A 21,336-nucleotide genomic window follows, 5' to 3' on the forward strand; every position below is an offset into this window, starting at 1 on the left:
TTTATGTTTATTGAGGACAAACCCGGTTTTCATAGATATGATATAGTGGAACGCATCATAAGGGTATTAAACACATTATATAAACTATATAATGCTTTATTTATTATTTCAAAGAATACTGATTATTGGGAACTTATTTATTATAAACCATACTCGTATATAAAGTTACTTACAAATACTGATGGGTTAAGAAATATTATTAACATGATTCTTCCCTCAAACAAAATTGTTATCTTAAGTGAACAAGCCAGTTTATCTTCTAGAATATTATGTGAATCAAGGCAACACAAATGCTTTGTCCTGGGCTTGCATAGTGATTTCAGTTATGAAACACTTAAGATGTTTGGATTGGTTATTGAAAAAGCTATTAATTTAGGTAACGTGAGCTATATTACAAGTCATTGCATTTACATCATCTATTATCTTGAGAGACTATGCCAATACAAATAACTTATATCCCCCTAGTCTCCTCCTTTATAGCGTAGAAAAATAGCGAGGATGAACAATATGGCCAAACCTAAAAAATTAATTCTAGTCACTGCAACACATCACCCACTACATGAACTCTGGGTTAAATTAGTTGAAGATGTTGCACAAACACTGAATCTAGAGAAGGAAATTAGGTACGAAGACTACGTATTATTAACAGAGTACGGCGATACCGATGATCTCGGAATGACCTGGCTTCCACAACTCTTAATCGAGCTAGAAGATGGTACAATAAAATTATTACTATCAAAAATGCCTCTAAATAAAGCTCTACAACCCGATTACGAAAAAGCTAAAGAAGAAGTATTAAGTAAGATTAAAGAGTTCGAAGAAGGAGGAGGGCAATAATAACAGCATGAATTGTTCAATAACAGTTCCTTTTGTCCCTACACCCGAGCCTGTTGTCCGTTCTATGTTAAAGTTAGCTAAGGCAGGGCCTAATGATATAGTATATGATCTAGGTTGCGGTGACGGAAGAATTCTCATCATGGCAGTTAAGGAATTTAATGTAAAGAAAGCTGTTGGTGTCGAAATCAGGGAAGATAAAGTAAAAGAAGCTATTGAAAACGCTAAAAAAGCTGGTGTAGAGGATCGCGTAGTAATTATTCATGGAGACATGTTTGAAGTTGATGTAAGTGAGGCAACTATTGTAACACTATTCTTGCTCACAAGTGTTAACGAAAGACTCAGACCCAAACTAGAGAAAGAACTACGAACAGGAACCAGAGTAGTTTCACATGAATTCAGAATCCCTGGATGGAAACCCAAAGAGGTAGTGGATGTAAAAGACAATAATTACATAACACATACTATTTATCTTTATGTAATAGGTGAACATAAATAGAGATCAATTCTCTCATTATTTAAAGAAGTCTTTTTCTAGCAAATACTATGTATCCTGTATGCCCAATCATTAACGTATGAGGTCTTAAGGCGCCCGGTGTTGTCATATATGTCCTTAACAATGACTCATAAACATTCACGTCAATAAATCCATCATGTTTCTTAATTGCATCAAGAACTTTATCTACCTGGTTTATCGTTGGTACATATATCAATACTGGACATGATGGTTTCAGAGCATTATGTACATACTCTAAAGCATTCCACGGGTCTGGTATGTCGAGAAATACTGCATCAACATTTTTTTCATCTATTCCCTCACGAATGTCCTTGTTTTTGAGTATAACACGGTCAATAAGTTTTGCTTTAGATAGATTTTCTCTAGCTACCTCTAGGAAGTCTTTCCTTATCTCATAACCATATACTCTTCCGTTCTCACCAACTATCCTAGCTAGATACGATGTGAGAAACCCCGTACCAACACCTGCTTCGACAACATGTGAACCAGGACCTATACCTGATAAGTAAACCATTAGTGAGGCATCTTTAGGATAAATAACTTGGGTTACACGTTTAAACCCATTCAGATAATCTTGAGGAAGAGGCCTCATAAGATATGCTTGATAGCCGAGACTAGTCTTTATGGTGCTCCCAAACTCCTTACCTATAATTTCATCATGCTTAATGAAGCCCTTATCTGTACCTAAGATACCCCCCTTCTTTACTTCCACAAGAAATCTTCTTTTCGAATCAATTATTATGTAAACTATTGATCCCTCTGTTATTATATTATCTTTCGACAAAATATTCACCTAAAATCAGTCCTGGTGTCATTCATCATAGTCGTGCTCAGTAATACCAACCCTCTTCATCAATCTAATTTGAAGATTTAATAATCTATTTAAAGTTTATTTATATGAAGTCTGCTGAACAAGGTGATAGTAATGCAAGCAAACGAAGAGACAAGAAAGAAAATGTACCTAATGAGCATCAAACCAAAGTATGCGTATAGAATCTTTGCTGGAATAAAGAAATATGAACTCAGGAGATGGTTCGGCATAAAACCAGAGCCAGGCTCATTAATGGTTGTGTATGCATCTGGTAATGTACGATCACTAATAGGAGAGTTTACCGTCGGCAAAATAATTTATGGCCCTCCAAATAAAGTATGGGAATATGTTCGTTCATCTACGGATACAGGCATATATCCTGAAGACAAAAACTACATTATGGGGAATAAACCAGCCATGGCTATAGAGGTATTAGAACCAAAACTTTACAAAAGACCCATAGCACTAGATGAGCTTCGAAGAATAATACCTGATTTTAATCCACCTATGAGTTTTAGAGAACTAAGTCCTGATGAACCTCTATACAGGCTTTTGATAAGGAAACTTCGTAGATTATGAACTTCTGTAAACACATAGATATTATATTAAAGAGAATAGTTTTCTATTAAGACGTAACTATGTTTATTCTTGTATGCGAAATCTTTTCTGTCCGGTAAAACTAGGCTTCGTTTGCTACTTCAACCATCCATAGTTCTTTCTTAAGTAGGTCTCTAATAGCAACCCTGATGACTTCGCTTCTGCTACTATACCTTCCTATTTTGACTAGTTCATCAAGGCCTTCGACATATATCTCGGGCATTTTGACTGTTATTAGTCTCATTCTACTTATGTATCCAGCCACGTTTTCACCCAGTAACAGAGTAGGCTTCATAAAAGCTTAAAAACCCTAGTACGCCTCACATTCAATCAGCTATTTATAAAGTTTTCGTCAAAGGAAGAAACATCTACGCCTATAATACTAGTCAATAGCTTATAACAGAGTATAATACCAGGTATATTCAAATTACCTAATCAATTAAATCTATTAGCGGTAAGGAATTTATATCGTGTAAAACCGTTACTTGATATAAGTAGTCAGTATAATGCTGTACTAGTAATGGGGGTTTAGCCTTGGGTAAAGTTGGCGTTATCAGTGGACATTACGAGCCACATAAAGTTGAAGATGAAATAAAGAAGTTCTGGGATGATTATCGAATATATGATCTAGTGAAGAAAAACAGTATGGCCAATAAAACAAAGTTCTTGTTTCTAGATGGACCACCTTATCCTTCTAGCGATATACCACACGTAGGCACTGCTTGGAACAAATCATTGAAAGATGCTGTTTTACGGTATAAACGTATGAGAGGATATAATGTTCTCGACCAACCAGGTTATGATTGTCACGGTCTTCCTATAGAAGTTGCCGTTGAGAAGAAAATAGGAATACGCATCAAGAGAGAAATAGAGGAGAAGATAGGGGTTGGCAAGTTTATAAGCATGTGTAAAAGTCTTGTTAACGAGAACATAGCCTCATTAACTAAATGGTTTAAGGAACTAGGAGTTTTCATGGATTGGGACAACCCATATCTTACAATGAAGGATGAGTACATAGAAGCTGGTTGGTGGCTTATAAAGAAAGCTTATGAAAAAGGTCTTCTATGTAGAGAGAAAAAGATCGTATATTGGTGTCCTCGTTGTTCAACTACTTTAGCTGAGTATGAGATCGAGTATAAGACTTTAGTGGATCCATCTATTTACGTAATGTTTCCTGTGAAAAATGAAGAAAACACTTACCTTCTCATATGGACGACGACACCATGGACCCTTCCCGCCAACACTTTCGTGATGATACATCCTGACGCTATTTATGTTAAAGTAAGAGTTGATGACAAGATACTAATACTGGCCAAGGAACGCCTTGAAAAAGTTATGTCTGAAGCTGGGATAAAAGAGTATGAAGTTATAGCAGAGTTCAAAGGAAAAGAAATCGAAGGCCTCGAGTATACTCATCCATTAGAGAAGTATATTCCGCTACAGAGAAGACTTTCTAAATACCATAAAGTAGTAAGCGCGCCAGAGTTCGTCACGCTTCATGAAGGAACAGGACTCGTTCACTCCGCTCCTGGACATGGTTTTGAGGACTTTATTGTAGCACAAAGAATAGGGGTAGAGGACATAGCCGCTCCAATAGATGATGAAGGAAAGTTTACCGAAGAAGCAGGGAAATATACTGGTCTCTATGTAAGGGACGCCAATAAAGTTATTATTGAAGACCTTAAGCGGGAAAACGCCTTATTCTATCATACTACTGTTTCACACAGATACCCGGTATGTTGGAGATGTAAAACACCCGTTACACTACGTGCAACAACTCAATGGATAATAAAAGTAACGAAACTCAAAGAAAAACTCATTGAAGAAGCCAAGAACGCTAAATGGATGCCGAAATGGGCTCTAGATAGACTTATGTCAATGCTTGATAATCTCCAAGACTGGGTACTTAGTAGGCAAAGATATTGGGGTACACCATTACCAATATGGACATGCTCCAACGGACACATGGTTGTTATTGGCAGCATCAAAGAATTAGAGCAATACGCAGGCAAGAGACCTAAAGAGTTGCATAGACCATGGATTGACGAGATATCATTTAAATGCCCGTACTGTGGAAAAGAGATGAAAAGAGTTCCTGATGTAGCTGATGTATGGTTTGACAGTGGAATAGCATTCTATGCTAGTCGAGGACATCCAGATACTCTACCCGTAGAAGAAGTTGTATCAGATTTCATAACAGAAGGTCATGACCAGACTAGAGGATGGTTCTTCAGCCTTCTTCGTGCAGGCGTAATCGGATTCGATAGAGTACCCTATAAGCTTGTATTGGTTCACGGGTTTGCTCTGGACGAGCATGGACGTGAAATGCATAAGAGTCTAGGTAACTATGTAGGGTTAAATGAGGTTATTGAGCGTGTAGGACGTGATGTCTTTAGGTATTGGGTTCTACAGAACACCGTATGGGAAGACATGAGATTCTCGTGGAAAGGTCTTGAAGAGACACGTAAGGACCTGTCTGTTACATGGAACGTATACGTGTTTGCATCAACATATATGAATTTAGACAACTACGATCCAATTAAAGAGCCGCTAAACAAGTATATTAACGATCTTAGGGTTGAGGATAAATGGATTCTATCAAAATTAAATACTCTTATAAAGAAAGTAACAAAAGCAATGGATGAATACCGTATACACGATGCTGTAAGACTTACAAGGAACTTCATTATAGAAGACGTAAGTCACTGGTATATAAGACTCATAAGACCACGTGTCTGGGTTGAAGAAAACACCAGAGACAAGCTTGCTGCGTATGCAACACTCTATACTGTCTTAAAGAACTGGCTAATACTAGTTGCACCATTTGCACCATTCTTTACGGAGAAGATATATCAGGAATTCATTAGGAAAGCTGAAGAAGATGCTCCTCCATCAATACACTTAATGAAATGGCCTGAACCAGTTGAAGAACTGATTGATGAGAAACTAGAGAAACAAATGGATATAATTAGAGAAATATTCGAAGCCGCAGCAGCTGCGAGAATGAAAGTACAAGTGAAGCTCAGACATCCAGTTAAGAAAGTAATCGTGTTTACAAGCGACAAAGATGTAATAGAAACAGTTAACAAACATAGAGAATTAATAGCTAAAGTCGTCAACGCCAAGGAGATAGAAGTAAAGGAGCCTTCGTTACTAGAGAAATTACTAACATACAGAATTGAGCCAGTATACTCCGTATTAGGTCCTGAATTTAGAAGTCTCACTAAAAAGATCATAAAATACCTTGAAGAAAAGAGCAATGATATAGCTAAAGATATCATATCAAAAGGATACCACGAAACTGTCATAGATGGCGAAAAGATTAGGCTTGAGCAGAAACATGTCAAGATAATACCTGTCTTCGTGCCAGGTTATAGTGTGCAAGAAACTCGATGGGGTAGTGTGGCAATAGATACCAAGCTTACAAGAGAAGAGATAGCGGAAGGTCTTGCAAGAGATGTTATCAGAAGAATTCAGGCAATGAGAAAAGAATTGAATTTGCCACTTGACGCGAAGATAGAAGCCTTTATTGCATGTCCTGATGAGCATAAGGAAATGCTAGAGGAGAAGAAGCAATATATAGCTACTGAGGTACGTGCAGAAAAGATATTGATTGTCCCTAGAGAGGAAGTAGAAAAGATCGAAGGACTTAAGAAGACGTGGGATATTCTTGGAGAAGAATATGTGATAGTAGTTAAACCACTAAGATAACATTATACTGTTTTATTCTATATTATAATTATATTTATTCTATAAACTCACTTAGTATTCTTTTCACAAACACATAAGCACCATCAACGTATTTAGGGGGACGTAATTTCCTGGCTTTAAGAATAAGTTCTTCAAGTTCCTTAGATGAAATCTTCCTAGGGTCTATAGTTACTCCATTGATTTTCTTTGCCAGAAATATTGAATCAAGTATCGTTGACGTCCTTGGTAGCCCGGGATTATATGCAATAATGACCGGCTTACCGTAGGCTAAAGCAGCATTAACTGCTGTAAGTCCCTGATGAGTTACTACAACATCTGCTCCCGCAATCCAACGATCTATATCTGGATCAAAGCGGAATACACGCCACTTCTTCTTAATCCTAGTGAAGTAACTAGGGTTTACTCGTCCTGTCTGTATTACTACGTTCTCAAGGTCTGTCTCTAGGAGTTTCTTAAAGAGAAGTTCATGTCCCATAGTTCCTGTTGTTACGAGAATATATCCTCCTCGAAACGGTTTGTAGACTGGTTTTTCGTATATGGGCCCCACAACTACTCCTTTTGGATAAGACCTCTTTTGTTCCTGCCAATGCAATATTGTTGGAAATCCTATCTTGTATAAGATTCTAGGTGTGGTTGATGCTGTAATAATTCTGTCGACAACCTCCATATTTAGTACCCTTGTCTTCTTTAAACATGCCGCTAGTGCAACAACAAGACTATGATTCGATCCTGTTGTTACAACAACATTTTTGTAAGTCTTTTTTACATATGCATCTATAAAAGCATATACTATTCTTCCTAGACTCTTATATAGAGGATCATGAGGCCCTCTAGGTTTTAGAACTTGGACTACTCTTGTATTGCTAGACTTTATTTTCTTAAGTCTCCAATAACTCCACTTATCATTGCGAGGTATGATAAACACTATTTGTACTTCTTCTCCCCATAGTTCAATAATTCTTTCTGCAATAGCTTTCGCATAGCCAGTATGTCCACCACCGCTGGCGACAATATATACTTCTTTTCTGTCCAAGTTTCGTCCCATACATGGATTCAATTAGTCATATCATGTATTGTTTCCCTAACTTAATTAAGTTACATAGTATCATAAGTAAATTAAGCCTACTTCTTTAGTATTGTAACAAGTCTCTTGGCATTTCAGGGCATATTGTCTTTGTTTTTAATATAAGCCAGTTGGCCTGAAGATACTTAGGAACATAAGCCTCTATTACATGGGTTATTTTATGGAACCGTTCTTTACTTATTTCTATGGAGTCAGCCACGTATTTTTCATTCCTTAGTATATTAATGTTTGATTCCATTCTCTTCGCTGAAATGAATTTTATCCTACCCTTAGCAGTGTATTCTGCTGAAATATAGAATGCCCCCATTACTAATGGTGTATAGTTGAAGCAAAGTACTAGTCTTTCACTAATCCTTGTTGCTATAGCTCTTTTTCTATCCCTCACGCTAACCCTAATGATCCCTGGTACTGGGGTTTTTGCCGATAAACTCAACTCTATATCTATAGGGATTTTCACCACAGCCATATTCAAAGGAGGGTTCTTCGAGATCTCGAGAACACTTATCTCGGGATCAAGTTTTTGTCCATTAACTTGAAGATCAATCTTGTAATCATCCTCGGCATAGAAGAAAGTAGTATAAGTTATGCTGACGGGATCGCTAGTTAACCTCAAGATAACTCTTTCCTCATAATAATCTAGGAAACCATCTGCATTAATTGTCCAATAAGTTCTCAAACTAGAGAGCCATGGTCTCCCAGCGTAATCAGCTAGAAGCTTTGCCAACATATTAATTAGTTCTTCCTCAGAGACACCTTTGCTTAAATAAGGATTAACTTTTAGTAAACCATAATATAGTCCCGAAGGAACCCAATAGTCTTTATTCTCAAGTTTTACTCTTTTAACCATTCCAACAATCTCGAGATCTCTTAGAATACGCCAAAGAGTGGTCCTAGGCAGTCCAAGCTTTTCCTTTATTTCAGAAAGAGTTAATGGTGTACCTTCATCTACGAGTAATGTATATACTTTGAAACTTAAGTCACTTCTATCACCACAGACTAGAGAACAAAATGCTCTAACAAAGTTTTTATCTACACTCCTTTCCTTGTCAAGCGTTATATACATGTAATCACCTGTACCAATATGTTGAAATATACCAATAAAAATTATTTGCAGCTTCTTAGTAACCATTAAGAATCTACCATACAATATTCCAACATATTGGAATAAGCCATGTTTAAGACCCTCTTTAATATAGAATAGCTAAGGCGATGACTATGGAGTACTTTGATAAGAAATATGCCGTCCTGCTAGGCATATTTATTGCAAGCCTGACTTCATCGAATTATTTGGCAGCAAAAATAGCTCTCTTAGGGAGCATTAATAATATAGATCTATTTGTTCCTGCCGGTGTATTAGCTTATGCTGTAACATTTACAGTAACTGATGTAATAAGTGAGGTTTATGGCAAGAAGGCAGCATCTACGACAGTATTCATAGGATTTATAACTCAATTTTTCATAATAGCATACTCACTCATTGCAGTACTTCTCCCTATAGCGCCGTTCCAAGAAGAATACAACACTATATTTAACAGAATATTTGGTGTAGCACCAAATATTGTCGTAGCCAGTTTGATTGCATATTTGGTTAGCCAAAACCATGATGTATGGGCTTTCCACTGGTGGAAGGAGAAGACGCATGGAAGATATCTTTGGCTAAGAAATAATGCAAGCACAATTGTAAGCCAGTTTATCGACACACTGATATTCATTACACTCGCTTTCAATGTACTCCCAACAATCACCGGAGGCATAGCAGTGCCCTGGTCTACAATACCCTTCATTATCTTGGGACAGTATTTAGTCAAGGTATCTATAGCTCTCTTCGATACACCCTTCGTATACCTCGGCGTATACATTCTGAAAGGTAAGATCGTGTTTCCCAAGATTATATTAAAAACACCAATAGCGTTGAGGAGGGAGTAGCGTTGCTAGGCGTGTTTACGGTGTCAGATAAGCTTGGGAAACGGCTCATAGTCATATTAAAGGGATTTCCTTGTTCATGGGGTAAATGCAGCTTCTGTCCATTCTCGTTGGAACAATCTACTAACATAAGAGAAGTTATTGAGACGAATAGACGTATCATAAATAAAGCGCTGGAGCTCATTAGGAAAGACCATTATGAGAGAGTAGCTGTTTTTAATGGCGGAAGCTTTCACGAGTTACCCTTTGATACCATTGAAAAACTGAGAGATCTAGCCATGAACAGAGTTTTCGAGATAGAAACCAGAAGCGAGTTTGTCACCCTAGACTCTTTGAAGAATATATTGAGCTTCTATAAACCCAAAAAACTCATTGTAAGATTAGGCTTCGAGGTATATGACGAAGAAATCAGAGAAAAACTCTTGAAAAAAGGAATGCCCAATACAGAGCTTGAGAGAATAGTTAATCTACGAAACAAAGTCAAAGAACTTGGTCTTCCTATAGAGTTCTGGTGCTATGTTCTCTTCGGCATAGAATACATCCCTGAAGAAAAGGTTGTTGAAAGCGTTAATGTTTTCAGGAAAATGTTTGATGGCATCATAGCAATAAAGTATAAGAAATATCTCCCAAGTCACCCTAATGAAACACCTGTATCTCCACGTTTAGCTCAATTCCTCGAAAACAATGTTGATCTAGTTGACTGGGGTGGAGAACAATGGGAAATAAAAAAGGAAAAGAAGAAAAACTAGAAGTAATATGGGATGGTAAAGAACTTGATTGGGTAAAACCTGATACCTGTAGAGAGTACTTGAGAGGTGTTGGACTAAAGTATTTAGTTAATAAGTATTTCGAAGAAGGTTTCAAGAAGATCCTCACCAACTATAGGCCCAAGAAAAAGTATATTGTAGGATTAATTATTCCATGTAGCTATGGTAAACCCTATAGCCAGAGCTATATACATTACTTCATAAGGAAAGCCATTAAGGATTTCATACTCAAAGAATACGTACACGAGATCATTGTCACTAATGCTGGTGTTGTTCCTCGTGAACTAGATGAATATTGGCCTTACTGCGCCTATGATTGGAACCCCAAGTATGAGACAAACGAGATTAAGAAAATGTATACAAAAGTACTCGCCTCAAGACTAAAGACGTACATAGAAACTTTTAGAGAATACTATACACAATTCGCAGCATACCTCAGATGGGATAGCGATAGCTGGAAAGCCGTAGAAATTGTTTCAAACGAGCTAGGAATAAAGATCCCTAACCTTGCTCCATCAACTATACCTGCAGAAGAACTAGAAGAAGTCCGCCTAGGAGGACTATACGACGACCCCGACTTAGTACTAATAACACATACATCATTATCAAAACTAAGAGAAAACCTAGCAAAACTAGTCGACCTATCAAAGTCAAAGAAGAAAACATAGCGGGCCCGCCGGGATTTGAACCCGGGATCTCCGGCTCCGAAGGCCGGCGCCTTATCCAGGCTAGGCTACGGGCCCTCTTTTTATGCATACTGTTATCCGGTTATTTAACTAGGCTTTATTTAGGTTTAATTAGACTAATTTAATGCTTACTGGGTTTCAGCATTTAGCCCGGTCATCATTCTTTAGAGAGTCAGTCCCGTGACTTCCTTCAACATCGTGTTATTCTTAGGTTTGTTAGTTGAAATAGTTTTGGTTTTTGAAGAAAGTGTATTGAATAGTTTCGGCGTAGTCTCTCCCTAGTTTTAGTGTAGTGAGTATGATATTATACGTAATACCGAGTTTTTCTCTTGAGGTTGAAGAGAAATGGTCTTGCGTGTCATTAGTTTTAAAGCTGATGAGGATTTTCTTGAGCAAGTGGATAAGCTTGCACGCCGGATGAACTTATCACGAAGCGAGCTCATAAGAGTGGCTATCGAGTCTTTTATCAAAATTAATGGTAATAATATTAATATATCGTCTTTGACGAAAAAACTTAAAGAGATATAACAATACTTATTTTAAGCTAACTTGTCTTTCCGATTGTCACGGTACATAAAAGTATTTTGTTAAAGCTAGTATGATGAATACTGTGCTTCCACCAATGAATACTCCTGATGAGAAGTATATTTTGTAGTCTTTCTCCATACTTACAATCTTATGAACAATTAAAGCATATAGCATAGAAATACCGAGACCACAGATAACGCCCACGAGACCCATTGCAACAAGTCCTGGCAGGAAAGCAATAGTTGCTAGGATAAGAATTATACCAACCAATACTCCAGTTAACAACACAACAATGTACCTCGAAACACCAGCTGCAATTCCCTCCCTAGTCCTTAATGCCTTACGGCGCTTCTTCTTAGAAATCTTTACCACTTTCTTACACCTACACTAAACTTTATACCATAAAATTCTATATAATCTTCAACATTACACGAGACAAATACTATAAACATAAACAGGGAATTTATACGATGAAGCTTAGCCCATATACATGAGTTTCTAAATAGTCAAGTATTTTGTTATCCACGACTAAAACCACATATAGCCAGAGGACTCCATGACCCAACAGTTCTAGACCTCACTCTTACTAGCAGAGACCCCCTTGAGAAGCCAAGTAGGGTAATACCGTTGCAACCCAGCATCTTCAAACCATATACAACCTTTTTAAAAACATAGTACGGTGATAGGGTTGCATAATGGAGGCGGCATGTTCTATTACATTAAACGCGTCCGCCTGAAAGACAAATCCATAAGATACTTCCTTTACAGGGCTGATTATGTTGGTAAGGGTAAGAAGAAGCACATGCTTATCGCACCATGTGATCTAGTAGAAAAAATAATAACCCAATACCTTATCCACAATAAAGAGGAGGCTGCCGCCGTAGCTCAGCGGGTTAGAGCGCCGGACTCATACGGCCACGGGTTCGGCGCCGAGGTCGCGGGAAATCCGGAGGTCCCGGGTTCAAATCCCGGCGGCGGCATCTTCCTCTCCTATGCAATTGGGGCCGTCGTCTAGCTTGGTAGGATGCGGGGCTTGGGCCCCCGTGGCCCGGGGTTCAAATCCCCGCGGCCCCACCAAATAACTCTTTGAGAGATCTTACAGTATTTCATTGACGTAGATAACATAAATGAGACAGAAACATAATTCTTAAGATCCATTTATCTAGGTGATAGCTGTACTATTAATACTCCAATGAAGACCACTATTATTCCTAGAGTCTTTTGGAGGGTAAGTGTTTCTCCAAGGAATACGTAGGCTAATAATGTTATTTGTATCAACATGGTGTTCTGTAATATGGATTGCTCATAAGCTCTTAGTACTTTTAGTGCATGGTTCCATAAAACAAAGGCTAGTACAGTATTTATGATGCTGAGCCATAATATTATAAACCAACTACCTACAGAAGGGAACATAATACTATTACCCAGAATAGCTGTCCCGAGAAGTAATAACGAACCAAAAGACATTGAATAGGAAGTTAATACAAGGACTTCTATTTTATTGCCTCTTAGATAGTACCTAGAGATAATCATATATGATGCCCAACCTAAACCTGAAAGCACAGTCAAAAATACACCGAGAACTTCATTAAGTGCAAGCAATGAACTCGAGAAAAATAATATCACCCCACAAATGACAATCATTATCCCTACAAATTGAAGAAACGTAGGTTTCTCCTTAAGAAAAAGAGCACTTAATACCAAAACAAAGATAGGCGTCATATTAAGAATAAACGTTACAGTGATTGCTGGGAGATAATATAAACCCAAAAATTGCAATCCCTGGGCTACAAAATATCCCGTAAACCCTAGTACTAAAAATACTGGTAACTGCTTGATTTCAAGACTTTTACCGCCTTTATAACTAGTTAGTACAATTATCATCAATATTATGGAAGCAATAGTGTATCTATAGGCTGCAAAAGCTATGGGATTCAATTCTCTAAGACCAATCTTGATGAACACATAGGATGTTGACCAAAGAAACGTAACCAGTAAAGCCCCAGCCAAAGCATACATTCGTTTATTATTTAACATAATTACCTTCTCCAAGGAAATTTCTAGACCTAATAATGTATACTACTTTTCACTTCTTTTTACACATTGCTTCAATACAGTAATACAGTTAATTCATAATCATAAGACATTAATCATCCAGATATAAGATACAAGCTGTCCAGCAAAATAAAAATTGTTAAACAAATATAGGACTATCAAGTAATTATAGACAACCCACTACCTGCTTACATAGAAGAACAATATTCGGACATAGTTACCTCAGCCATTAGCCAATAGGTGAAATATATGCTTTACACTATGACGCTCAATAAGCAAGTCAAGCTAGTGATCGCTGGTTTTGTTTTTATGTTATCTACCTTGTTTACACTAGCTATTTATTTAAGATATGAGCTAGTTTATGGTATTGATGGTCCATATTATATAATACAGTATTACAGCATCCTTCATAGCGGCACAATAAAGTATCCTGATCCCCCTCTTGCATTTTACATATTGTATCCTTTCCAGCGACTAACAGATCTACTCTATAGCGATCCAGGTCTGGGACTGAAAATATGTGTGTCTTTGTTTACAGGCTTAACATCAGTCATTATATTTGCTACACTACTAGAGGTCTATAAGAAGATTAACCTGTTATACATAGTTCTGCTATCATTATTTTTCTCGCTATGGCCTCAAACTCTTAGGATCGAGACAGATTTTGTTAAAAACAGTATTGGCTTGCTTTTCTTGGCAATGTATATTTATTCTCTAGTGACAAGAAACTTTAATACTAAAATTAGAACTATTATTTTGTTAATCTCAATAACCCTATCTTGCTTAACACATATCTTAGTATTTGGAACTATAGTATTGATTACGTTAATCTATATTTCCTGCTTCATTATAACAAGAAAAGATGTTACTATATTAGTGAAAGAGCGTCTTTTACTCATTTCTTTGATGACGGTAATAACATTGTTTATAGTAATACTTCTCTACCCACCTATTGTTGGAGGAGACTCCATTAAAGTGATATATTTCATGAAGAGTCTGTTGTCAAGTATAAGCAGAGCAAGCAGTGAATTTCAATTAAATACTCCTAGACTCAAAAAACCGGCTCCATTTTACGCAGGTCTTGATCCGATAGCTTATTTGATGTTTATTTACTTCAATACTATCATGGCGTTAATTGTTTTTATAAAACAAAGAAACTATATGTTCCTTTCATTAACAATGTGTCTGGCATTCATGAACATTCCTATAATACCGTCAAATTGGCTGATGAGGTTAATGTTAATGTCAGGTTTTCTCCTACCCTATGTGTTATCATGGACGCACATATTGAGAGTGAAACACAGGTATGTGGCCTTACTTCTATTTTATACAACACTCTTAGTAGGATTAACAACAACTATACCAAGAATAGGGCCTAGTATACCCCCAGGAGCGTATGAAGAGCTAAAACAGCTGGATAATGTTATCACCAAGGGTTCTAATGTGTTCGTTCCAGATATAAGGATACGGTATTGGTTTGAAGCATTACATTATGGCGAATACAATATAATCACTATTAATGATGTTAAATCAGGTATTAAACCAGACTACATAATCTTAGACAGGATTAGAGCGCCAAGACCTCCTCCTAGAGCAGTTATAGTATATAAAGGATTCTTTATTACAGTATATAAAATACTGTAATAATCACACCCAATGTATCATAATCAAAACTTCTGGACTTTCTATGATACTTCAAGGTCGGGTATTATTGGAGGTTTCTCTGCCAGAGTTACTAGCGGCAGAGAGATCCCTGGTCGAGGCGTTTTACTATATTCTATACGTTCATCATTAGTTGACACAACTATATAATTGGCATCTCTTATTTTCTCTTCTTCCTCACCATTACAAATATGGTAATATAGTACAGGTAGTCCATAAAGTTTATAGTAGTCTCTAAACAACCCCAGCATTCCTATGATTATTTTGCCTGATTCCTTAAATTTTAGTAGAAATATTGATTGACCAGAAGAAGTATATGTTATTGCTAATCTTACGAGATCTTTTAATGAGCCGACTCTTATAGGTAGCACCTTCTTTATCTCTTCAGAACTCATGGCACTACACCTAACCACATATTTAACCGTCTAAGATTCTTCCTCTTTTTGAGTATGTAGCTGACTATAAAGCTTTTCCTTTAGTTCTCGCTGGAGTTTCTTTAATTCGCTAAACACTATTTTGTTTATATGATAAATAGTTAATACATCAAGTATTCCAGCAGATTCTTTGGCAAGAGTATCTATGTCGAAGAATATTAGTGCTGGTTTATTTTCGTTATATTCAAACAACGGATCTCCAGCATTACTTATAAGGACGGTTGGTGCCGCTGAAACTATTTTATCATGATGCTCAATAACTCCTCCCACAAAAAGAACCGCGATATCGTTTTCTAAAGCACGTACTCTTCCAACAATATAAGCCATCTTGTACTTGAAGCCTAAAGGGTTAACAGGGACAACAATGATATTTGCCCCCAATGCTTTAAGTCCACGACATAATTCGGGCACCATTATTTCATCATTAATAACAACACCATAATTTATTTTCGAGGTATTGAACACAACTATTTTCTTACCGCTTTTAACACCATAGAGGTCTTCTTTTTCAGACAACAATATTTTCCTGTATCTACCACCTATACTACCATCCTTTAGTATCATTAGACTTGAAATATAGTGGTGTGCACCAGCTTTTTCAAGAAAGGAAGACACGAGAATATCTATTCTTTCAGATAACGCTATGCCCCTAAGAGAATCTATTGTTGTATCACTTACTTGTTCAAATAACCTAAGCATGTATTTTCTCTGAGACAAATCAGAAAATTCGATGATAGGTCCTGTGTTAAAATATGCCGGTAATATTAATGCTCTAGCACGTTTAGCACGTGCTATTTTAGCAATAACTTTTATTCTTTCAATATTTAGTTTACGTGAATATATCCGTGTTAGCCCATGATATACGGCAACATAACTTTTCCGAGGACTCTTTACACTATCCTCTTTATCCGCGTATATTATTTCTATGTCAGGTAACCGCATACCTCTCTTCTCTCAGCATCACTTCTTACGTTGATTACTTTATGTATAACCTCATCATATATTTGCCTAAGTACACTCTGATAATCAAGTTTACCTTCTTCAACAAGTTTCATTTTCTCTTCAAGACGCCTAGTTGTCTCCACGCTAACAACGTCGCCAAAGTACTTATTCAAGAAGTTGTAGACATAGAATGCTCTAGGCGTCGGTATTAGAGCTTTAGCCCTACCAGTTACTTTTACATATTTCCTGTCGAGCAGTGTTTGGATAATCTTGGCGTAAGTACTAGGTCTTCCTATGCCCTGTTCTTTCATCCACTTTATTACATCATGGAATCTAGCTAATGGAGGCTTTCTTTCGGTAGCATCTGTTATCTTGTATATACCCGGCTTAATAGGTATAGCCATAGTTATGATCGGGTTTACCTCTAGGAAACCACGCTTCAGTATATCTATCACTGTTTCAACTGTTGTTCTATACCCATTGATACTTACCTCAAGGATTTGCTTTTGAACGACTGCCGGGATCATCTGGCTAGCAATAAACCTCCTAAAGATCATATCGTAAACAGCATAGTGCTGCTTGGTAAGAGGCCTAACAGGTTGGATTATACCTTCTCTAACAAGTTCTCTTAGCCTGTCAGCATCTATAGGGCGAGTAGGCCTAATTGCCTCGTGAGCTCCTCCTACACCCCATGTTCTGGGCTTAAATACTTCTCTGTATTTGTCTCCATATTTTTCTTGAAGCCATTGCCTTGCTACTGCAATACCTGCATCGGAAACTCTAGTACTATCTGTTCTATGGTATGTTATGAAACCCATTTCGAATAGTTCTTGTGCAATTTGCATCGCCCTAGTAGAACTAAGACCTAGTTTCGCTGAGGCATCAGCTAATAATGTATCTGTGGTATAAGGTGGTGGTGGGTTCACTTCTTCTGTCTTACGTTCGATTTCAGTGACTTTAACTTCCTTACCAATAAGTTCTTTTGGTTTCTTAACACCAATCCTATTGATTGCCTCTTGGTCTAGTTCAACAGTAATAATACCATTCTCTATAACAACAAGATACTTTAACAAACCATACTTTTCGGGATGAGTAGCCATATCATATCTCTCAATAACATAGCCGAGAACGGGTGTTTGAACACGTCCTGCACTAAGATTCCTGTTTATTTCACGACAACAATCAATGTTAATACCTTTCCTTTTTACAAGATAGTCCATACAATAGTAAGGCCATAAATCGTACCACAGTTTCCTAGATAATGAGAAGCCTAGCCATCTATCTTCTATACGCCTAATAATCTGTGCTTCAACCAGTCTTAAATCGAAGTCACGTGGATTTCTTATAGCATTCAGTATAGCTTTTCTTGTTACTTCATGAAACTCTATCCTCTTGATTTCACGTGTATAAGGCTCAAGAAGTACCTTGAGATCCCATCCTATTTTTTCTCCTTCAGTATCAGGGTCTGTTCCTATGAACACAAGATCTACTTCACTAGCTAGTTCCTGCAGCACACGCACAACATCAAGCTTTCTTGAAACATCTCTTGACCCACATCGAGGACATCTCATGGTTTCCTCGGTAAACTGATGCCCACATTTATTACACTTCTTTATATCAGTGTAAACAGGAACGAATCTATTGTCTACAATAACAACACCGTCAATACCCTCATCAACTACAAGATCGTAAACATGACCTACACTAGCTACAATTGTTAAAACGTAGTCACCTGTTGTCACATCATAAGCTCTGATGTTGTCTCCAATAATTCTAATACTTGGTTTACCAAAGAAGTTTGCTATAGTCCTTGCCTTATTAGGTGATTCAACTACAAGCAAGGCTGATTTCGATATCTCTATAGTTTCTTTTACCGCTATTTCTCCACTCAAAATCTTTCTAACACGTTCTCTATCACTATCTATTTCTTTCAACAATTCATCTAGATCAAGTTCATTGAAAGGCTTGAACTCTATTTCCTCAAACAACCATCTCATACGTTTCACGAGACCATTCAATAGCCTTATATCATCCACAAGTACTACAGAAAGTCCTTTAGTTATACCACCCGGGTATAATCTCGAGGTTCTTCCACTAGCCTGTATATAGGTAGCGACATCAGGTATTAGCAAATATGTTGCTCCATCTTCTTCAATTAATGCTATGTCGCCACTTTTCTTCAGCCGCTCTTGAACATCTTTTCTAGCCAATAGCTCTCTAGCTTTTTGCCATCCTTCGAGAAGCATTTTCAGTAATGGGTTTTCTTCATGCTCCTCCCCTGCAATAGCCTTGTTTAATTCTTCACCAAGCTTTGCTATGGCTGCTTGCGTTAATCTACGAAGTCTACTACTTATCCTCCCTATCATTAATTCTAATTCTCTCTTCTCATCGCCTTCGACAGCATCTCTGAGAATGGTTAATACTCTTAAGATATCACCTGGCTTTGGCTTCTCTAACTTGGTACTAAATTTGTGACGTGGAACACCCACGAAGACAGCATACCTTACTCTTTCTGGTAGATCGAGACCTCTAACCATTACACCATAGTATGTTGCAACACCAACAAGTATATCGATCTCTCCTTCAATAAAGCGTTCAAGAACTTTTATATTCTTTTTAGAATGGAACGTTTCTGCATTAACTCCATTCTCTCTAAGTATTTTCGCGATCTCCTCTGCATACTCTATTCCTTTATCAACAGGTACGTAAACGAGACCGCCGCTTCCAAGTTTTCTTAAAATTTCTACTAGATGCTCCGTAACATCTTTTTCAGGTATTAAATAGGAATCAACTATGTTTCTTATTGCTTCAGCTCGACTACCTGCTTCAAATCCCAATAATACTCTGAATAACCTTGGATAAATCCCTCGTGGTCTCCCAGTAGCACTCGAGACAACAACAACAGTTTTTACTCTCCTACGTGCTTTTTCTACAATTTTCTCAAGTCTAGCAAGTTCCTTCTCTAGTTTCATTCTCTCTTCTTCATCACGTATTCTAGCCAATTGTGCTCTCAACTTAATAATTTGAAGCCCAGCATCTATTTCTTCAGGGGTGAAACCTACGATTTCTAGGAGTAATCGTATGCTTTTACCACTGCGCAGTATCGCGTCAACATCGTCAACCATTATAAATGAGTAATTATGTTTTTTGAGTATCTCATTGTACTTATGTATAAACATTGATGTTGTCATAAGAATGTCGAAGTCTCCTTCTTCAATACGCTTTAGCACTTCTTCTCTTTCTTTTTTAGAAAGTTTTCCGTGAAAGACAACTATTTTCAGGTCTACGCCTGTTTTTTCTGCATAAGACATGATCTTCTCGTATGCTTGTCTAAGCAATGGTGTTGTCGGGAAAACAAGATATGATTTACTTTTTTTATTGCTTGTCAGATATAGCGCCGTTATTAGACCAAAGGTCGTTTTCCCCATACCTGTAGGCGCTATTATGGAGAATGATTTACCTTTGATGACACGACGTGCCCATGTTCTTTGTGCGCTCCAGAATTTAGAGCCCATCGTAGCTTTGCTAAAGAATTCCTCCAGTTTCTTCACTCTTTCTTCTACAGCAATAATCTTCTTTAAATTCTTAAGTACAGTAACATTTTCTGCATAAGTTTTTACTAGATTATAATAATCTTTTGTATCAATTTTCTTGATTATGTTGAGGAATATATCATCACTTAAGTCTTTTTTACAAGGAGCCTTGAATGATAACCGGACGTCATCATTTACCCCATAACAGTTAGGACACGAGTACCGGTAGAATCCATGTATTTCCTTTAGGTCTCCCTTCATAATAGACCACTACATAAATACACTTGATCCCTAGTTTCTAGATAAACTATACTAAAGGGTTTAAAAAATCTGTTTTGTCAGATAAGGTAGCTAACAATAATTTATTTCTTTGAAAAATAATTATCTTTATGACAAGTTTGTTTTTAATATGTTTGCTGACGGAATTATTTAGTCAACATCTGTTTTTCTTATAGCTGGGTTATACTTACACCTGCTCCCTTTACCTTTATTACTTTATCATGATGTACTATAATACCCTTGTCCGTTATTTCGAAGGGGTGTCTCCTCATGCTGTGTTTTGTTCCTCTCATTTTCCATACAATGAGACTTCTAATAAGTTCGCCGCCGTACTCATCTAGATCGAGCCTTACAATACCATCAGCTGCATGTTCTACTCCGGGTCCACCGAAACCTCTTTCTGTGACGCTAACCTGTGATATAAGAATGCTTGTTGTTCCCATACCACTTAATACTTTCTTAAGCATTAACACTACTGATCTAGCAACACTTGGTTTTGTTAAATAGAGAGTTGAAACCGAGTCAACAACAACTCTCTGCGCCCCAGTATCGCGTATTGCTTCCCTTAACACATCAATAAGTAGACCTACATCAGTAGGGTCTCTAACCACATACCTTTCTCTTTTAGCTGCTTCACCAATACCAGCCGTAAACGCGTCGACGATAGCAAATGTTCCTTCTTGCTCATACTTTCTAACATCCCAACCAAACTGTCTCATGTTAATTCTTACTTGAACAGGGTGTTCCTCTAAAGCAACATATACACCAGGTTCACCCATTTGAAGACCGTTCCAAAGGTATTGCTGGCCAAATATAGATTTCCCGGTACCAGGACCGCCAGATAATAACACTACATTCCTCTTAGGTATTCCTCCATAGAGTATCTCGTCGAATCCAGGTATCCCTGTTTTTACTCTTTCAACCACTGCTAGACACCTCTTTACATAAAATATCTTCTATATTCTATTCTACA

Annotated in this window: 19 protein-coding genes and 3 tRNA genes; 11 read left to right on the forward strand and 11 right to left on the reverse strand. The window is 37.4% G+C overall.

Annotated elements, in window-relative coordinates:
• The first annotated feature begins 507 nt into the window (after positions 1-507).
• Both J4526_02080 and J4526_02085 read left to right on the forward strand, forming a co-directional pair.
• On the forward strand, positions 508-837 hold the full coding sequence (locus tag J4526_02080; GenBank protein ID WFO75687.1) for a hypothetical protein: 330 nt from the start codon (positions 508-510) through the stop codon (positions 835-837).
• 7 nt (positions 838-844) lie between these two features.
• Positions 845-1,333, forward strand: coding sequence for a methyltransferase domain-containing protein (locus tag J4526_02085; protein ID WFO75688.1), 489 nt, complete (start codon positions 845-847; stop codon positions 1,331-1,333).
• A gap of 19 nt (positions 1,334-1,352) precedes the next feature.
• Here the strand turns inward: J4526_02085 and J4526_02090 are convergent, their stop codons facing one another.
• Positions 1,353-2,135, reverse strand: a complete 783-nt coding sequence (locus J4526_02090) for a tRNA (adenine-N1)-methyltransferase (protein WFO75689.1) — start codon at positions 2,133-2,135, stop codon at positions 1,353-1,355.
• Positions 2,136-2,306: 171 nt separating this feature from the next.
• On the opposite strand from J4526_02090, the gene J4526_02095 reads away from it, so the two are divergent.
• Positions 2,307-2,741 (forward strand): DNA-binding protein, encoded by a 435-nt coding sequence (locus J4526_02095; GenBank protein WFO76285.1) that lies wholly within the window; start codon positions 2,307-2,309, stop codon positions 2,739-2,741.
• 100 nt (positions 2,742-2,841) lie between these two features.
• Here the strand turns inward: J4526_02095 and J4526_02100 are convergent, their stop codons facing one another.
• Complete coding sequence (locus J4526_02100) at positions 2,842-3,003, reverse strand: type II toxin-antitoxin system ParD family antitoxin (protein ID WFO76286.1); 162 nt, start codon at positions 3,001-3,003, stop codon at positions 2,842-2,844.
• A 290-nt stretch (positions 3,004-3,293) separates the two neighbouring features.
• Here J4526_02100 and J4526_02105 point away from each other — a divergent pair, with 290 nt between their 5' ends.
• Positions 3,294-6,470 carry an isoleucine--tRNA ligase gene (locus J4526_02105; GenBank protein WFO75690.1) on the forward strand — a complete coding sequence of 1,059 codons (3,177 nt, stop codon included), beginning with the start codon at positions 3,294-3,296 and terminating at the stop codon, positions 6,468-6,470.
• Positions 6,471-6,504: 34 nt separating this feature from the next.
• On the opposite strand, the gene J4526_02110 is transcribed toward J4526_02105, so the two are convergent.
• Positions 6,505-7,503, reverse strand: a complete 999-nt coding sequence (locus J4526_02110; GenBank protein ID WFO75691.1) for a polysaccharide biosynthesis protein — start codon at positions 7,501-7,503, stop codon at positions 6,505-6,507.
• 97 nt (positions 7,504-7,600) lie between these two features.
• The gene (locus tag J4526_02115; GenBank protein ID WFO75692.1) at positions 7,601-8,617 is read right to left on the reverse strand and encodes a helix-turn-helix domain-containing protein; all 1,017 of its coding nucleotides are present in this window, start codon (positions 8,615-8,617) and stop codon (positions 7,601-7,603) included.
• 152 nt (positions 8,618-8,769) lie between these two features.
• On the opposite strand from J4526_02115, the gene J4526_02120 reads away from it, so the two are divergent.
• The 3 genes from J4526_02120 to J4526_02130 are packed head-to-tail and all read left to right on the forward strand — an operon-like array spanning position 8,770 to position 10,912.
• Positions 8,770-9,480, forward strand: coding sequence for a queuosine precursor transporter (locus J4526_02120; GenBank protein WFO75693.1), 711 nt, complete (start codon positions 8,770-8,772; stop codon positions 9,478-9,480).
• 20 nt (positions 9,481-9,500) lie between these two features.
• Positions 9,501-10,226, forward strand: coding sequence for a hypothetical protein (locus J4526_02125; GenBank protein WFO75694.1), 726 nt, complete (start codon positions 9,501-9,503; stop codon positions 10,224-10,226).
• Entirely contained in the window at positions 10,193-10,912 is a 720-nt protein-coding gene (locus tag J4526_02130) for a DUF5591 domain-containing protein (GenBank protein ID WFO75695.1), read from the forward strand. Before J4526_02125 ends, J4526_02130 begins: the two co-directional genes overlap by 34 nt.
• Here the strand turns inward: J4526_02130 and J4526_02135 are convergent.
• Positions 10,913-10,987: transfer RNA gene (locus J4526_02135), tRNA-Arg, on the reverse strand.
• Positions 10,988-11,281: 294 nt separating this feature from the next.
• Between J4526_02135 and J4526_02140 the strand changes: the two genes are divergently transcribed.
• Positions 11,282-11,458, forward strand: a complete 177-nt coding sequence (locus tag J4526_02140) for a ribbon-helix-helix protein, CopG family (GenBank protein ID WFO76287.1) — start codon at positions 11,282-11,284, stop codon at positions 11,456-11,458.
• 36 nt (positions 11,459-11,494) lie between these two features.
• Here the strand turns inward: J4526_02140 and J4526_02145 are convergent, their stop codons facing one another.
• The gene (locus J4526_02145) at positions 11,495-11,830 is read right to left on the reverse strand and encodes a hypothetical protein (protein WFO75696.1); all 336 of its coding nucleotides are present in this window, start codon (positions 11,828-11,830) and stop codon (positions 11,495-11,497) included.
• 502 nt (positions 11,831-12,332) lie between these two features.
• Between J4526_02145 and J4526_02150 the strand changes: the two genes are divergently transcribed.
• Positions 12,333-12,438 (forward strand) — tRNA-Met (locus J4526_02150).
• 20 nt (positions 12,439-12,458) lie between these two features.
• Positions 12,459-12,535, forward strand: a tRNA-Pro gene (locus J4526_02155).
• Between the two features lie 81 nt (positions 12,536-12,616).
• Here J4526_02155 and J4526_02160 read toward each other — a convergent pair.
• On the reverse strand, positions 12,617-13,510 hold the full coding sequence (locus tag J4526_02160; protein ID WFO75697.1) for a DMT family transporter: 894 nt from the start codon (positions 13,508-13,510) through the stop codon (positions 12,617-12,619).
• Between the two features lie 252 nt (positions 13,511-13,762).
• Between J4526_02160 and J4526_02165 the strand changes: the two genes are divergently transcribed.
• Entirely contained in the window at positions 13,763-15,157 is a 1,395-nt protein-coding gene (locus J4526_02165; protein WFO75698.1) for a hypothetical protein, read from the forward strand.
• A gap of 41 nt (positions 15,158-15,198) precedes the next feature.
• On the opposite strand, the gene J4526_02170 is transcribed toward J4526_02165, so the two are convergent.
• The 4 genes from J4526_02170 to J4526_02185 form a co-directional block, all read right to left on the reverse strand.
• Positions 15,199-15,570: a hypothetical protein gene (locus J4526_02170; protein ID WFO75699.1), complete on the reverse strand. Its 372-nt coding sequence runs from the start codon at positions 15,568-15,570 to the stop codon at positions 15,199-15,201.
• 30 nt (positions 15,571-15,600) lie between these two features.
• On the reverse strand, positions 15,601-16,551 hold the full coding sequence (locus J4526_02175) for a carbon-nitrogen hydrolase family protein (protein WFO75700.1): 951 nt from the start codon (positions 16,549-16,551) through the stop codon (positions 15,601-15,603).
• Positions 16,533-20,345, reverse strand: a complete 3,813-nt coding sequence (gene rgy / locus J4526_02180) for a reverse gyrase (protein WFO75701.1) — start codon at positions 20,343-20,345, stop codon at positions 16,533-16,535. Before rgy ends, J4526_02175 begins: the two co-directional genes overlap by 19 nt.
• Before the next feature lie 188 nt (positions 20,346-20,533).
• Positions 20,534-21,289 (reverse strand): KaiC domain-containing protein, encoded by a 756-nt coding sequence (locus J4526_02185; GenBank protein WFO75702.1) that lies wholly within the window; start codon positions 21,287-21,289, stop codon positions 20,534-20,536.
• Positions 21,290-21,336 lie beyond the last annotated feature (47 nt).

The organism is Desulfurococcaceae archaeon MEX13E-LK6-19 (assembly GCA_029637525.1).
Lineage (GTDB): Archaea > Thermoproteota > Thermoprotei_A > Sulfolobales > Desulfurococcaceae > MEX13ELK6-19.

Coding starts and splice junctions, on each gene's coding strand:
- J4526_02080 (WFO75687.1), top strand. CDS start 508: ATGGCCAAACCTAAAAAATTAATTCTAGTCACTGCAACACATCACCCA.
- J4526_02085 (WFO75688.1), top strand. CDS start 845: ATGAATTGTTCAATAACAGTTCCTTTTGTCCCTACACCCGAGCCTGTT.
- J4526_02095 (WFO76285.1), top strand. CDS start 2,307: ATGTACCTAATGAGCATCAAACCAAAGTATGCGTATAGAATCTTTGCT.
- J4526_02100 (WFO76286.1), bottom strand. CDS start 3,003: ATGAGACTAATAACAGTCAAAATGCCCGAGATATATGTCGAAGGCCTT.
- J4526_02115 (WFO75692.1), bottom strand. CDS start 8,617: ATGTATATAACGCTTGACAAGGAAAGGAGTGTAGATAAAAACTTTGTT.
- J4526_02120 (WFO75693.1), top strand. CDS start 8,770: ATGGAGTACTTTGATAAGAAATATGCCGTCCTGCTAGGCATATTTATT.
- J4526_02130 (WFO75695.1), top strand. CDS start 10,193: ATGGGAAATAAAAAAGGAAAAGAAGAAAAACTAGAAGTAATATGGGAT.
- J4526_02165 (WFO75698.1), top strand. CDS start 13,763: ATGCTTTACACTATGACGCTCAATAAGCAAGTCAAGCTAGTGATCGCT.
- J4526_02170 (WFO75699.1), bottom strand. CDS start 15,570: ATGAGTTCTGAAGAGATAAAGAAGGTGCTACCTATAAGAGTCGGCTCA.
- J4526_02175 (WFO75700.1), bottom strand. CDS start 16,551: ATGCGGTTACCTGACATAGAAATAATATACGCGGATAAAGAGGATAGT.
- rgy (WFO75701.1), bottom strand. CDS start 20,345: ATGAAGGGAGACCTAAAGGAAATACATGGATTCTACCGGTACTCGTGT.